Annotated in this window: 12 protein-coding genes; 7 read left to right on the forward strand and 5 right to left on the reverse strand. The window is 61.4% G+C overall.

Annotated elements, in window-relative coordinates:
* Positions 1-51: 51 nt before the first annotated feature.
* From mgrA to HX869_RS25355, 3 genes are all read right to left on the reverse strand, one after another.
* Positions 52-1,089 (reverse strand): L-glyceraldehyde 3-phosphate reductase, encoded by a 1,038-nt coding sequence (mgrA, locus tag HX869_RS25345; protein ID WP_003211877.1) that lies wholly within the window; start codon positions 1,087-1,089, stop codon positions 52-54.
* Between the two features lie 109 nt (positions 1,090-1,198).
* Positions 1,199-2,527 carry an OprD family outer membrane porin gene (locus tag HX869_RS25350; protein ID WP_080673292.1) on the reverse strand — a complete coding sequence of 443 codons (1,329 nt, stop codon included), beginning with the start codon at positions 2,525-2,527 and terminating at the stop codon, positions 1,199-1,201.
* A gap of 161 nt (positions 2,528-2,688) precedes the next feature.
* Complete coding sequence (locus HX869_RS25355) at positions 2,689-3,579, reverse strand: LysR family transcriptional regulator (RefSeq protein ID WP_178903820.1); 891 nt, start codon at positions 3,577-3,579, stop codon at positions 2,689-2,691.
* A gap of 119 nt (positions 3,580-3,698) precedes the next feature.
* Here HX869_RS25355 and HX869_RS25360 point away from each other — a divergent pair, with 119 nt between their 5' ends.
* Both HX869_RS25360 and HX869_RS25365 read left to right on the forward strand, forming a co-directional pair.
* On the forward strand, positions 3,699-4,430 hold the full coding sequence (locus HX869_RS25360) for an SDR family oxidoreductase (protein ID WP_003211871.1): 732 nt from the start codon (positions 3,699-3,701) through the stop codon (positions 4,428-4,430).
* Between the two features lie 177 nt (positions 4,431-4,607).
* Positions 4,608-4,856: a hypothetical protein gene (locus HX869_RS25365; RefSeq protein ID WP_003211868.1), complete on the forward strand. Its 249-nt coding sequence runs from the start codon at positions 4,608-4,610 to the stop codon at positions 4,854-4,856.
* 3 nt (positions 4,857-4,859) lie between these two features.
* On the opposite strand, the gene betT is transcribed toward HX869_RS25365, so the two are convergent.
* Positions 4,860-6,821, reverse strand: a complete 1,962-nt coding sequence (gene betT, locus HX869_RS25370) for a choline transporter BetT (protein ID WP_003211865.1) — start codon at positions 6,819-6,821, stop codon at positions 4,860-4,862.
* Positions 6,822-7,270: 449 nt separating this feature from the next.
* Positions 7,271-8,197 carry a serine O-acetyltransferase EpsC gene (gene epsC / locus HX869_RS25375; protein ID WP_003211862.1) on the reverse strand — a complete coding sequence of 309 codons (927 nt, stop codon included), beginning with the start codon at positions 8,195-8,197 and terminating at the stop codon, positions 7,271-7,273.
* A 166-nt stretch (positions 8,198-8,363) separates the two neighbouring features.
* Here epsC and HX869_RS25380 point away from each other — a divergent pair, with 166 nt between their 5' ends.
* The 5 genes from HX869_RS25380 to HX869_RS25400 all read left to right on the forward strand — a co-directional run.
* Positions 8,364-9,356: a D-cysteine desulfhydrase gene (locus HX869_RS25380; RefSeq protein WP_178903821.1), complete on the forward strand. Its 993-nt coding sequence runs from the start codon at positions 8,364-8,366 to the stop codon at positions 9,354-9,356.
* A gap of 231 nt (positions 9,357-9,587) precedes the next feature.
* A complete protein-coding gene (gene tcyJ / locus HX869_RS25385; RefSeq protein WP_003211859.1) occupies positions 9,588-10,382 on the forward strand; it encodes a cystine ABC transporter substrate-binding protein in 795 nt (264 codons plus the stop codon).
* Positions 10,382-11,047, forward strand: a complete 666-nt coding sequence (gene tcyL, locus HX869_RS25390; RefSeq protein ID WP_003211857.1) for a cystine ABC transporter permease — start codon at positions 10,382-10,384, stop codon at positions 11,045-11,047. The genes tcyJ and tcyL overlap by 1 nt, the downstream gene beginning before the upstream one ends.
* 3 nt (positions 11,048-11,050) lie before the next feature.
* On the forward strand, positions 11,051-11,797 hold the full coding sequence (tcyN, locus tag HX869_RS25395; RefSeq protein WP_134325540.1) for an L-cystine ABC transporter ATP-binding protein TcyN: 747 nt from the start codon (positions 11,051-11,053) through the stop codon (positions 11,795-11,797).
* Positions 11,798-12,134: 337 nt separating this feature from the next.
* A partial coding sequence (locus HX869_RS25400) for a hypothetical protein (RefSeq protein WP_102665796.1) occupies positions 12,135-12,865 on the forward strand: 731 nt, incomplete at its 3' end.

Here is a 12,865-nt window from a genome sequence, read left to right on the forward strand (position 1 = left end):
AGCCCGCTCCCACATTGGGTAGAGGTTGATGCAGGAATCGGGCTCTACCGCTTATTCAGCCGTAGACGGCTTCTCCCACAAGTTAATCCCGCCTTCCTGGGCAAACCGATCAATCTCCGCCAGTTCCTGCGCGCTGAAGCTCAGGTTCTGCAACGCACCGACGTTTTCAATGATCTGCTCCGGCCGGCTTGCGCCGATCAGGGCGCTGGTGACCCGTGGATCACGCAACGTCCACGCCAACGCCATCTGCGCCAGGCTCTGGCCACGGCGCTTGGCAATTTCATTCAGCGCGCGGGCGTGGGCGATGTTGGCCTCGGACAAGTGCTTGGCCTGCAACGAACCCCCCCCCGGACGATTGACCCGCGCATCCGCCGGTACGCCGTTGAGGTATTTGTCGGTCAGCAGGCCCTGGGCCAATGGCGTGAACGCGATCACCCCGGCACCGAGTTCTTCGGTGACGTCCAGCAGGTCTTTTTCCACCCAGCGGTTGAGCAGGTTGTAGGCCGGCTGGTGGATCAGCAGCGGGACTTTCCACTCCTGGAGCAGCGCCGCAATTTCCCGGGTTTTCACGCCGGAGTAGGACGAGATCCCGATGTACAACGCCTTGCCCTGTTGCACGGCGGTGGCCAGTGCGCTGGCGGTTTCTTCCAGCGGGGTGTCGGCATCAAAACGGTGGGAGTAGAAGATGTCCACATAGTCGACGCCCAGGCGTTGCAGGCTCTGGTCGAGGCTCGCCAGGACGTACTTGCGCGAACCGCCGCCCTGGCCATAAGGGCCCGGCCACATGTCCCAGCCCGCCTTGCTGGAGATGATCAGTTCGTCGCGGTAATGCTTGAAGTCTTCCCGCAGCAAACGACCGAAGTTGATCTCGGCGCTGCCGTATGGAGGGCCGTAGTTGTTGGCCAGGTCGAAGTGGTTGATACCCAGGTCGAACGCGGTGCGCAGCAAGGCGCGCTGGGTGTCGATCGGGGTGCTGTCGCCAAAGTTGTGCCACAGCCCCAGGGACAGTGCCGGCAGCACCAGTCCGCTGCGACCTACGCGGCGGTAAGGAATAGATTCATAGCGGTTTTCGGCAGCAATGTAAGTCATCGAATCCTCTCTTGGACTTGGGGCAAATAAGGCCCGGGAATAAGCATATTCCCGGGCCTTTTAAGCAGCTGAATCGCTTAAGTCTGCCTATCCCTTTTACAGCAAAGTCCTACCAGAGTGGAACGACGTAGCTTACATAGAAGCGGTTTTCATCTTGCACCGTGGCACCGGTGATATCCGGGCTGGCGTGGGCATTTCGCCAGGTTACGCCGAGGCCTTTGAGGGTGCCGGTGGGCACCTGGTAAGCCACGGTGACGTTACGTTCCCATTCGCTCGTAGTGCCTTGGGTGGTGCGGATGTCATCGCCGTGTGCGTAGGACGTGGCGAAGGTCAGGCCGTTAAGGCCGAGTTTGCCGAAGTCATATTTGTACTGCGCCAGCCAGGTGCGCTCGCCGGCATGCTGGAACTTGTTCAGTTGCATGTTGGTGAGTGCCGGGGTGTCGGCGCCCGAGCCCGGGCCCTGGTTGCTGGCACCGCTGTTCAGGCCGGAATCCAGGTACGGGAAGTCGCTGTCGCCGCTGTTTTTCTGGATGCCCAGGCCGACGGTATGGCCGTCCAGGCTGTAGCTTTCCAACAGGCTGACGGTGGACTGGTTGATGCGGCCCTTGGAGGTGCCATCGCCGTAGAGACCCGCAGCGGAATAGTCTTTGTCGCCCGCGGCGTTTTCACCCACACCCAGGCTGCGGTACAGGCGCACGTCGGTGTCGATCGCGCCGACAGGCAAGGCGTCATGACGCTTGGCACCGAGGAAGAACTGCTGGTAGTAATCCTCAAGGTTGGAGTACCACAGGCTGACGGTGGTGTCCGGCAAACCTTTGTAGTCCGCGCCGCCGTAGAGGAAGCGATCGCTCTCTTTGGTGCCGCCGGCGGTGATCATGCCCTGGTCGCCGGTTTCGTTGCGGATCTTGGTCTTGAGGATGTCACCGGCGGTAAAGGTGAAGTCGGTCAAGTCCTTGGAAACCAACTGCACGCCGGTGTTGGTCTGCTGGTACAGGCGGCCGTCGGTGTTGGCCAGCACCGGGTTGTTGCCGTACAGCGTACCCACGCGCAATTCATCCTGGGCGAAGCGCATCTTGAAGGTCGGGCTGAGCACGCCGAACTGGTCGGCCGACTTGCCGTTATCCAGCGGGAACATGCTGCCGGGGTAGCGGCCCTGGTGATCCTTGTCATTGAGGTCGCCGCCGGAGTCCAGTTTCAAACCGTAGAACGCCTGCAGGTCCAGGCCAAAGCCCACCGGCCCATCGGTGTAGCCGGACTTGAAGTTGAACTCAAAACCCTGGCCCCAATCGCGGATGCTGTGGGCCTTGTTATTGCTGTTCACCACATCGCGCCCCTGCTGATTGAGGTAGCGGTTGAGCAGGGTCACGTCGGCGTGGCTGTCATCGATAAAATCGGCGTGGGCGGACAGCATAAAGCTCGCCATGGCGGCACCCACCATGGGGCTTAATAACGTCTTCATTGGTACCGGTCTCCGTCACTGTTCTGAAATGAAAGCGTCAAACGCTTCACACAATTAGGCGATGGCCATGTGACAGTTCGGAGTCAAAACACCCTTTACCCGGATGAAATTAAATTTAAGAAACCCAGTAAAGACGCGGGTTAGCGGGCAGTGGCGAAGATTTCGGCGAGCCAATCGACGAACACCCGCACCCTCGGCGACATGTGTCGGTTTTGCGGGTAGAGCACCGAAACCGGCATGGGCGGCGGTGGTGTATCAATGAGGATTTCCTGCATCACGCCCTGGTTGATCAGCTCGGCGATGCGGTAGTGCGGGCACTGGATAATGCCCAGTCCGGCGACTGCGCTGGCGGCATAAATCTCTGCGCCGAACACCGACAGCGCCCCCTCGATCGTCACTTCCTGCACCTGGCCGTCGACCATGAACTCGAAGGGGAACAGCTTCGCGGTGGTGCGTGAAACATAGTTCACCGCACGGTGCTCGCCCAGGTCGGCGAGGCGCTTCGGCTCGCCGTATTTGCGCAGGTAGGCCGGGCTCGCGCAGGTCACCTGGCGCAGCGTCGCAACCCGGCGACCGATCAACGCCGAATCCCCCAGGGTGCCCGCCCGCAGCACACAATCCACGCCTTCGGCGATCAGGTCGACGAAGCGGTCCGCCTCGCTGATGGACAGCTCGATTTCCGGGTAGCGCGCCATGAATTGCGGCAGCGCCGGGATCACGAAGTACTTGGCCAGGGTGCCGTGCAAATCCACCCGCAGGCGGCCCTTGGGGGCCACCGAACGGAAGGTCAGTTCCGCCTCTTCCAGCTCCGCCAGCAGTTGCACACAGCGCAGGTAATAGGCCTCGCCATCGAGGGTCGGGCGGACGCGGCGGGTGCTGCGTTCCAGCAGGCGCGTGCCGAGCCAGGCCTCGAACTGGTTGAGGGTGTGGGTCAGGGTAGCGCGCGGCAGGTTCAGGTCATCGGCCGCCAGCGTGAAGCTGCTGCGTTCGTAAATCCTCACGAACACTTTCATCGCTTTGACCTGGTCCACGGCGCGTCTCCATTGTTGGCGATTCTTGAACAGTCAAGGCAACTCTGGCGCATTTATCGGCCTGGGTAAACATGTGAATCTGCTTCCACACCCAACCACTGCCCCAAGGAAACCCGATCATGACTACCCAAGTTGCTATCGTTACCGGCGCCTCACGCGGCATCGGCGCCGTGGTTGCCAGACAACTGGCTGCCGACGGTTATGCCGTCGCCATCAACTACGCCAACAGCGCCACCGAAGCGTCAAGGCTGGTAGTGGAGTTGCGCCAGGCCGGCCACCAAGCCATAGCGATCCAGGGCGACGTGGCCAGCGCCGCCGACGTCAAGCGCCTGTTCGACGAGACCGAAGCCCAGCTGGGCAAGGTTGATGTGCTGGTCAACAACGCCGGGATCCTCAAGGTGCTGCCGCTGGCCCAACACAGCGATGAGCTCTACAACCAGAACTTCGACATCCATACCCGCGGCACCTTCAACGCCCTGCGTGAAGCCGCCACCCGCCTGAACGACGGCGGGCGCATCGTCAATTTCTCCAGCAGCACCGTCGGCCTCAACTTCCCCGGTTATGCGGTGTACATCGCCAGCAAGGCGGCGGTGGAATCCCTGACCCAGGTGTTCGCCAAGGAAATGCGCGGCCGGCGCATCACCGTCAACGCCGTTGCCCCGGGGCCGGTGGCGACCGAACTGTTCCTGCATGGCAAAAGCGAAGAGCAGATCCAGGGCCTGGCCAAGATGGCACCGCTGGAACGCCTGGGCCAACCGGAAGATATCGCCCGCGTGGTGGCGTTCCTGGTGAGCCCGGCCGGTGGTTGGGTGAACGGGCAAATCCTGCGGGCCAATGGTGGTTTGGTCTGAAGGCCACGCAGCACTCACTCTACGACGCACTAATATTGTGGCGAGGGAGCTTGCTCCCGCTGGAGTGCGCAGCGCTCCCATCTTTTTTGGGGCCGCTGCGCAGCCCAGCGGGAGCAAGCTCCCTCGCCACAGGTTTGGTGTTCACGGAAAATCAGCGGGTATCAGGAGACTTCAGATATGCACACCGCCCTCGTCATCACCGCCGGCCTGATCCTCCTCGCGCTGATGCTGTTCATCGGCCAAAAGCTGGGCGTCAGCCGGCACATTCTGGCCTACAGCTTTGTCGGGATCTGGCTGGTGGTGTCGGTGGTGAACGGCGCGGTAGGCGTGGTCACTGCCGGCCAGCCCCTGGTCTCGGAGCTGGTGATCGGCAGCGGGGTATTCGGTGCGCCGTTGGTGGCACTGGCCCTGTTTATCAGGGCCTGAGCCTTAACGAACCAGGTGCAGGAACTGCATGTGCCGTTCGTACTGGTCGAGGATGTCGTTGATGATCTGCTCCTTGGTGTAGCCCACCAGATCGTAGTCCTGACTGCCCTCGCTCAAGTGCACTTCCGCCCGGTAGTAGCGGCGGTTGTTGAGCTGCTTGGAACCCATGCCGCCCCGTGCGAATGACGGGGTGAAATAGCCGCGCATCTGCACCTGATACACAAACGGGTGCTGCTCGCCGTGGCCGATCTCCAGGCTGACGCTGTCATTGGCCGGGTCAGGCTGGGTGACCACGTTGAGGCCTTTTTCGACAAACACCGCCGTCACTTCTTCGATGGCCGGGCGCACCGTGGTCTCGAGGAAACGGTACACCTCATCCCGTGACGGGAAATGCACCGCCTGGCTCAGGCGCTGGCGCCAACCGCCCGTGCCCTTGCGTGAGCCCGATACCGGCGCGAGGGAATGCATCTGCGCAATCTGCTTCTGCGACTCAAGGTAGAACGCCTTGTGCAGCCCCCACATCATCAGCAGCAGGATCATCGAGAACGGTAGCGAGGTCAGCACCACGGCCGACTTGAGCGAGTCGATGCTGCCGGCAAACAGCAGCGCGCTGGTCACCAACGCGGTCATCGCGCCCCAGAACACCCGCAGCCACTTCGGCCCGTCTTCATCGGCGTTGCCGCCTTTGGCCGACAAGGTCGAGAGCACCACCGTGCCGGAGTCGGCCGAGGTGACGAAGAACACGAAGCTGATAAACACCGTGACCGCGATAACGGTCTTGCTCCACGGGTAGGTTTCCAGCAGCAGGTAGAGGCTCATCGACGGGTCATCAATGGCCGACTGTCCCAGCGCCGTGAGGCCGTGGTTGAGCACCTGGTCGATGGCGCTGTTGCCGAAGATCGACATCCACGCCAGGGTGAAGCCCAGCGGGATCAACAGCACGCCGAACACGAATTCACGGATGGTACGACCGCGGGAAATGCGCGCGATAAACAGGCCTACGAACGGCGACCATGCGATCCACCAGGCCCAATAGAACACGGTCCAGCCGCCCAGCCAGTCGCTCGGTTTGTCGTAGGCGTAGAGGTCGAAACTCTTGGTCGGCAAGGCGCCGAGGTAGTCGCCGATGTTCTGGATCAGGGTGTTGAGCAAGTGCTGGGTAGGGCCGGCGAACAACACGAACAGCAGCAGCGCACAGGCCAGCAGCATGTTGATGTCGGACATCACCCGCACGCCCTTGTCGACGCCGGAGACCGCCACCAGGATCGCCGCGCCCATCATCAAGGTGATGAGGCCGACCTGGATCCACTGGGTGTGGGCCACGCCGAACAGGTAATCGAGCCCTGAGTTGAGGTGCAACACGCCAAAGCCCATATCGGCGCCGAGGCCGAACACCGTGGCGATGATGCCGAAGCCGTCCACCGCATAACCGATGGGGCCGTTGATGCGCTTGCCGATCAGCGGGTACAGCGCCGAGCGCAACGCCAGCGGCAGGTTATGCCGGTAGGCGAAGTACGCCAGGGCCATGCCGACGAAGGCGAACACGCCCCAGCCATGCAGGCCCCAGTGCAGAAACAGGATCTGCATGGCCTGGCGCGCCGCGTCACCGTTCAGGGCCTCGCCCTGGGGCGGTTGCACCAGGTGAGTCAGGGGTTCGGACACGCAGAAGAAAAACAGCGTGATGCTGATCCCGGCGGCGAACAGCATGCCGGCCCAGGACAGGTAACTGAATTCGGGCTCGTCGTGGTCGGCACCGAGTTTGATCTTGCCGTAGCCCGATAACGCGGTGACCACCACGAAGACCAGATACAGGGTCATCGCCAGCATGTAGTACCAGCCGACCGTGTTGGCCGCCCAGTTTTGTGCGGCCAGCAGCCAGGCGCCGGCTTGTTCGGGAATCGCGATGACGGTCAGGCCGAACAGCAGGATGAAGCTCGCGGCGAAGTAAAACACCGGCGGATTCATGCGGACCAGACCGCTGGAAGGTGTGGACGATGCACTCATGTAGGGCGCACCTCAAGGGTATGGGATGTGGCTGTAAAAAACGGACTCAGCAAAGGTAAGCCTCCTGTTGTGAGCGGGCAGCGAACCACCGATTTAACTTGAACGAACAGTCAAGTTAAACATGGATAGGGGTTTGAGGACTAATCGCAGGGCCGAGTGGTAGGTGTTTCCTACACTAGCTCAAGGAAAGGTATGACGTATGGGGATGACGAAACGTTCAGCGATTGCTGAGTGAAATACGGCTCGAATTTGGGTAGTGCGGTTCAAATTTGGAATGCAGACAAAATGTGGGAGCGGGCTTGCTCGCGAATGCGGCGTGTCAGCCAACACTTCTGGCGACTGATACACCGCATTCGCGAGCAAGCCCGCTCCCACATTGGATCTGTGTGATCGTTAGAGAGGGCGCTGCTCTATTTCTGCGTCCCATCATCATGCTGCAGATTCGCCTGGGTCAGGTTCGCCCCCGCCGGCACACTGCGCGTCAGCCACACATTGCCGCCAATGGTCGAGCCCTTGCCGATCGTAATCCGCCCCAGGATTGTCGCCCCGGCATAGATCACCACATCATCCTCGACAATCGGATGCCGCGGATGGCCTTTCTGCAATTGCCCATCCTCATCCGCCGGGAAACGCTTGGCGCCCAATGTCACGGCCTGGTAGATCCGTACCCGCTCGCCGATGATCGCCGTCTCGCCAATCACCACACCCGTCCCGTGGTCGATAAAGAAGCTCGGGCCGATCTGCGCGCCCGGGTGAATATCAATCCCGGTCGCCGAATGCGCGATTTCCGCACTGATGCGCGCCAGCAACGGCAAGCCCGCCCGATACAAGTGGTGCGCCAGGCGATGGTGAATGACCGCCAAAATCCCCGGGTAGCACAACAGCACTTCGTCCACGCTGCGCGCCGCCGGGTCGCCGTGGTAGGCGGCGAGCACGTCGGTGTCCAACAGGCTGCGCAAGCCTGGCAACGCCAGGGCGAAATCCTGGATCAGGTGGATGGCATGGGCGTCGACTTCACTGTCATCCTGGCCACCTTGCCGCGCGGCATATCGCAGCTCCAGCCGCGCCTGGGCGAGCAACGCGTTCAGCGCCACATCCAGGGTATGGCCGACGTAGAAGTCTTCACTTTCTTCACGCAGGTCCACCGGCCCCAGACGCATGGGGAACAGCGCACCACACAACGCCTCGAGAATCTGCGCCACGGCTTCCCGTGAAGGCAGCTCGCGCCCGCCCTGCTCGCCGCTGACCCGGCCGTTGCGGGTGCGCCACTGGTCCCGGGCGCTGCGCAGCTGGCTGACGATGGTCTGTAATTGCCAATGACTGGAACGCTCACTCACGGTCTTCACTCCTGACGAAATGCCCATCACTTTACGGCAAGGAACCTGAGCGTCCTTAAGAACCAATAGTGCAATGCTAATAACCCGTCGACATAAGCGATTGGCGGTTGCCGACGCAAAAGTGCCTGCCTATAGTCCCAGCATCTCTGACCACCCGTGCGTAGCCATGATCAAACAACAGCTCGACCGCTTTAACCGTCTGGAACTGCTGGGCGGCGCCACCGCCCTGGAAAAACTCGAGCGGCTGTCGGCCTGGCTGGGGCGTGACGTCTACGTCAAACGCGACGACACCACGCCGCTGGCGATGGGCGGCAACAAACTGCGCAAACTCGAATACCTCGCCGCCGATGCGCTGGCCCAGGGTGCCGACACCCTGGTGACCGCCGGCGCGATCCAGTCCAACCATGTACGCCAGACCGCTGCGCTGGCCGCCAAGCTGGGCCTGGGCTGCGTTGCCCTGCTGGAAAACCCGACGGGCACCGAAGACCCCAACTACCTGGCCAACGGCAACCGCCTGTTGCTGGAGCTGTTCGACGCCAAGGTCGAGTTGGTGGAGAACCTGGACAACGTCGACGACCAGCTCAACGCCCTCGCCGACCGCCTGCGCAGCAACGGCAAGAAGCCGTACCTGGTGCCCATCGGCGGCTCCAACGCCCTCGGCGCCCTGGGTTACGTGCGCGCCGGGCTGGAGCTGGCCGGGCAGATTGAAGACAGCGGCATCCCGTTCTCCACCGTGGTCCTGGCCTCCGGCAGCGCCGGCACCCACAGCGGCCTGGCCCTGGCCCTGGCCGAAGTACTGCCCGAGCTGCAAGTGATTGGCATCACGGTGTCCCGTACCGACGAAGCCCAGCGCCCCAAGGTGCAGGGCCTGGCCGAACGTACCGCCGAACTGCTCGGCGTGCCGCTGCCGGACGCGTTCAAGGTGATCCTGTGGGACGAGTACTTCGCCCCCCGTTATGGCGAGCCGAGTGCCGGCACGCTGGCGGCGATCAAGCTGGTGGCCAGCCAGGAAGGCCTGCTGCTGGACCCGGTCTACACGGGCAAGGCCATGGCCGGGTTGCTGGATGGCATTGGACGCCAGCGCTTTGAAGATGGGCCGATCATCTTCCTGCACACGGGTGGCGCACCGGCGTTGTTTGCTTATGATTCGAGCTTTTGATATTCCATAAAGAAATATCAATCTGATTTTATATTATTTTCAAGTCTTAAAAACCAGCTTTATAGTCGCGCCGTAGGCGAGCTTGATGGCGATACGCATGACTGGGCAGATCCAAAACACCAAGTTGATGCAATCGCGGGCAAGCCCGGCTCCCACACACCGCGCTTTTAAGGCAGGATACGACTACCGCGTCACCTGCATCGCTCAACATAAAAAACACAGGGGCTCTTCATGACTATTTCCGTATTCCGTCGCACGTTACTGGTTGGCACATTGGGGCTGGCGCTTGGCGCCGGGTGGCTCGGTCAGGCAGTTGCCGGCGAGCAGTTGGACAACATCAAGAAAGCCGGCGAAATCAAGATTGGCCTGGAAGGCACCTACCCGCCGTTCAGCTTCGTCGATGAAAGCGGCAAGCTCAGCGGTTTCGAGGTCGAGTTGTCCGAAGCGCTGGCCAAGAAGCTGGGCGTCAAGGTCAAGCTGCAAGCCACGCCGTGGGATGGCATCCTCGCCGCCCTGGAATCCAAGCGTCTGGACGCGGTCGTCAACCAGGTGACCATCTCCGATGCGCGCAAGGAAAAGTATGACTTCTCCAAGCCTTACACCGTCTCCGGGATCCAGGCGCTGACCCTGGCGAAGAACGTCGACACCATCAAGACCGCCGACGACCTGGCCGGCAAGAAAATCGGTGTGGGCCTGGGCACCAACTACGAACAATGGCTCAAGGAAAACCAACCGAAAGCCATCGTCAAAACCTACAACGATGACCCAACCAAGTTCCAGGACCTGCGCATCGGCCGTGTCGACGCCATCCTGATCGACCGCCTCGCCGCGCTGGAATACGCCAAGAAAGCCAAGGATACAGCCGCCGCAGGTGCTGCGTTCTCCCGTCAGGAAGCCGGTATTGCCCTGCGCAAAGGCGAGCCTGAACTGCTGGCCGCGGTGAACAAGGCTCTGGACGAACTGCGCGCCGACGGTACCTTGAAGAAGCTGTCCGAGAAGTACTTCAACGCTGACGTTACTCAATAATGGAAGCAGGTTTCCAACTCGCGCTGGACTCCGCGCCCTTTCTGCTCAAGGGCGCGTACTTCACGGTCATCCTTAGCCTCGGCGGGATGTTTTTCGGCTTGCTGCTGGGCTTCGGCCTGGCCTTGATGCGCCTGTCGCGCTTCAAGCTGTTGAGCTGGACCGCCCGCGTCTACGTGTCGTTCTTTCGCGGCACGCCCTTGCTGGTACAGCTGTTCCTGATCTACTACGGCTTGCCGCAAGTGGGCATCGAGCTGGATCCGATCCCGGCGGCCATGATCGGCTTCTCGCTGAACATGGCTGCTTATGCCTGTGAAATCCTGCGTGCCGCCATCGGTTCCATCGAGCGCGGCCAGTGGGAAGCTGCGGCCAGTATCGGCATGACCCGTGCGCAGACCCTGCGCCGGGCCATCCTGCCGCAGGCCATGCGCACGGCCTTGCCGCCGCTGGGCAACAGCTTTATTTCCCTGGTCAAGGACACTGCCCTGGCCGCCACCATCCAGGTGCCGGAGCTGTTCCGCCAGGCGCAATTGGTCTCGGCCCGTACCTTCGAAATTTTCACCATGTATCTGTCCGCCGCCTTGATCTACTGGATTCTTGCCAGCGTCCTGGCGCACGTGCAAAACCGCCTGGAAGCACGAGTCAACCGGCATGACCTGGAGTCTTGAAGCATGATCGTGGTTGAAAAACTGACCAAACAATTCAAGGGTCAGGTGGTGCTTAACGGGATCGACCTTGAGGTCAAGGAAGGCGAAGTCGTCGCCATCATCGGCCCCAGCGGTTCCGGCAAGACCACCTTGCTGCGCTGCCTGAATTTCCTCGAAGAACCCACCAGTGGCCGAATCAAGGTCGGTGACATCGAGATCGACAGCAGCCGCCCGCTCAACCAACAGCAAAGCCTGGTGCGGCGCCTGCGCCAGCACGTGGGTTTTGTGTTCCAGAACTTCAACCTGTTCCCGCACCGCACGGCCCTGGAGAACGTCATCGAAGGCCCGATCGTGGTCAAGAAGATGCCCCGGGCCGCCGCAGATGCCCTGGGCCGCAAGCTATTGGCCCGGGTCGGCCTGGCAGGCAAGGAAGACGCCTACCCACGCCGCCTCTCCGGTGGGCAGCAGCAACGGGTGGCCATTGCCCGGGCCCTGGCGATGGAGCCGGAGGTGATCCTGTTCGATGAGCCGACTTCGGCCCTGGACCCGGAGCTGGTAGGCGAAGTACTGGCGACCATTCGCAGCCTCGCGGAAGAAAACCGCACCATGGTCATCGTGACCCACGAAATGAGTTTCGCCCGGGATGTGGCCAACCGGGTGATCTTCTTCGACAAGGGCGTCATTGTTGAACAAGGCGAAGCCAAGGCGCTGTTTGCCAACCCGAAAGAAGAACGTACCCGGCAGTTTCTCAGCAAGTTCATCAACAACTAACTTGCGCCGATTCATTGTAAGAAGCTTCGCTTTATAGAGTTGCCGAAAGGCAACTCGCCTCTTTAGTGTTTTTGGGGAAACACCCTTTATTCATTGGGTAAAAGTCACCCTGAAGCACGCACTTGCAGCGCCCTCCCAGTAAGACCCTTCTGAATATTCCATAACCCCCTGTTTGCCCCGCCCAGCCTCTTGACGCCAACTAACCAAGCCTCTTATCTAACGCCCAGAGGATTGGATCCATTCTGGTTTTTTATTAAATCGTTTCTTTCGGACTACGTCGCCTGCCCGCGCCTGATGTCCGGAACGATTGCTGCTGGCTGCACCAAGGAGATTATTTATGAAGCGTATTTCCACCCAGGCGCTGCTCACTGCCCCGACCTTGCCCCAGGCCCATCGAGAAGGCATCAATGCCCTCGCTGCGACAAACCTGCAGGTCGATATCGCGCCTTACTGCGGCATGGACGAGGGCGACCTGATCGAGTTGTTCTGGAACAACTGCTTTGCCGCCTCCCGGCGCATCACCGCCGGCAAGATCGGCATGCCCACCAGCCTGCGAGTGCCGGAGAGCTTTGTGCAAAATGGCCCGGCACGGATTCATTACCGGGTCATGCAGGTTGGCCACGGCCCGGCGCGTTCGGCCATCACCCGGGTGCAGGTCAAGACCGACTACCCCGGCGGCATGCCCTCGGCACTGAGCCTTGATGAAAACCAGAACCTGGCCGCCGTCAGCCTGCCCGAGACCATCCGTCGCCATGGCGTCAACAGCAGCCAGATCCGCCGTGGCGTGCCCCTGACCATCGAGCCGTACCTGAACATGGCGACCGATGACGAGATCACCCTGCGCTGGGGTGACGTGCGCCTGGACCTGCCGAGCATCCAGGCTGGCGATGTGGGCAAGGCGGTGCAGGTGTGGGTGCCGTCGGCCATCATTGTCGAGGCCGGGGACGACCATCGCCTCGAAGTGACCTACTGCATTCTCGACCGGGTCGGCAACAATTCAAGCTGGGCGCCAGCCCGCATCCTGCGCATCGCCGCGCTCGCTCCCCAGGCCCCGACCAGCCCCGCCAG

Origin of the sequence: Pseudomonas sp. P7779, from assembly GCF_013386315.1 — a bacterium.
Taxonomy (GTDB): domain Bacteria; phylum Pseudomonadota; class Gammaproteobacteria; order Pseudomonadales; family Pseudomonadaceae; genus Aquipseudomonas.

What these genes read in the sequence shown, in the direction of transcription:
- HX869_RS25380 (WP_178903821.1), top strand. Translation starts at nt 8,364, where the DNA reads ATGATCAAACAACAGCTCGACCGCTTTAACCGTCTGGAACTGCTGGGC.
- HX869_RS25360 (WP_003211871.1), top strand. Translation starts at nt 3,699, where the DNA reads ATGACTACCCAAGTTGCTATCGTTACCGGCGCCTCACGCGGCATCGGC.
- tcyN (WP_134325540.1), top strand. Translation starts at nt 11,051, where the DNA reads ATGATCGTGGTTGAAAAACTGACCAAACAATTCAAGGGTCAGGTGGTG.
- tcyL (WP_003211857.1), top strand. Translation starts at nt 10,382, where the DNA reads ATGGAAGCAGGTTTCCAACTCGCGCTGGACTCCGCGCCCTTTCTGCTC.
- tcyJ (WP_003211859.1), top strand. Translation starts at nt 9,588, where the DNA reads ATGACTATTTCCGTATTCCGTCGCACGTTACTGGTTGGCACATTGGGG.
- betT (WP_003211865.1), bottom strand. Translation starts at nt 6,821, where the DNA reads ATGAATCCGCCGGTGTTTTACTTCGCCGCGAGCTTCATCCTGCTGTTC.
- mgrA (WP_003211877.1), bottom strand. Translation starts at nt 1,089, where the DNA reads ATGACTTACATTGCTGCCGAAAACCGCTATGAATCTATTCCTTACCGC.
- HX869_RS25350 (WP_080673292.1), bottom strand. Translation starts at nt 2,527, where the DNA reads ATGGTGGGTGCCGCCATGGCGAGCTTTATGCTGTCCGCCCACGCCGAT.
- HX869_RS25365 (WP_003211868.1), top strand. Translation starts at nt 4,608, where the DNA reads ATGCACACCGCCCTCGTCATCACCGCCGGCCTGATCCTCCTCGCGCTG.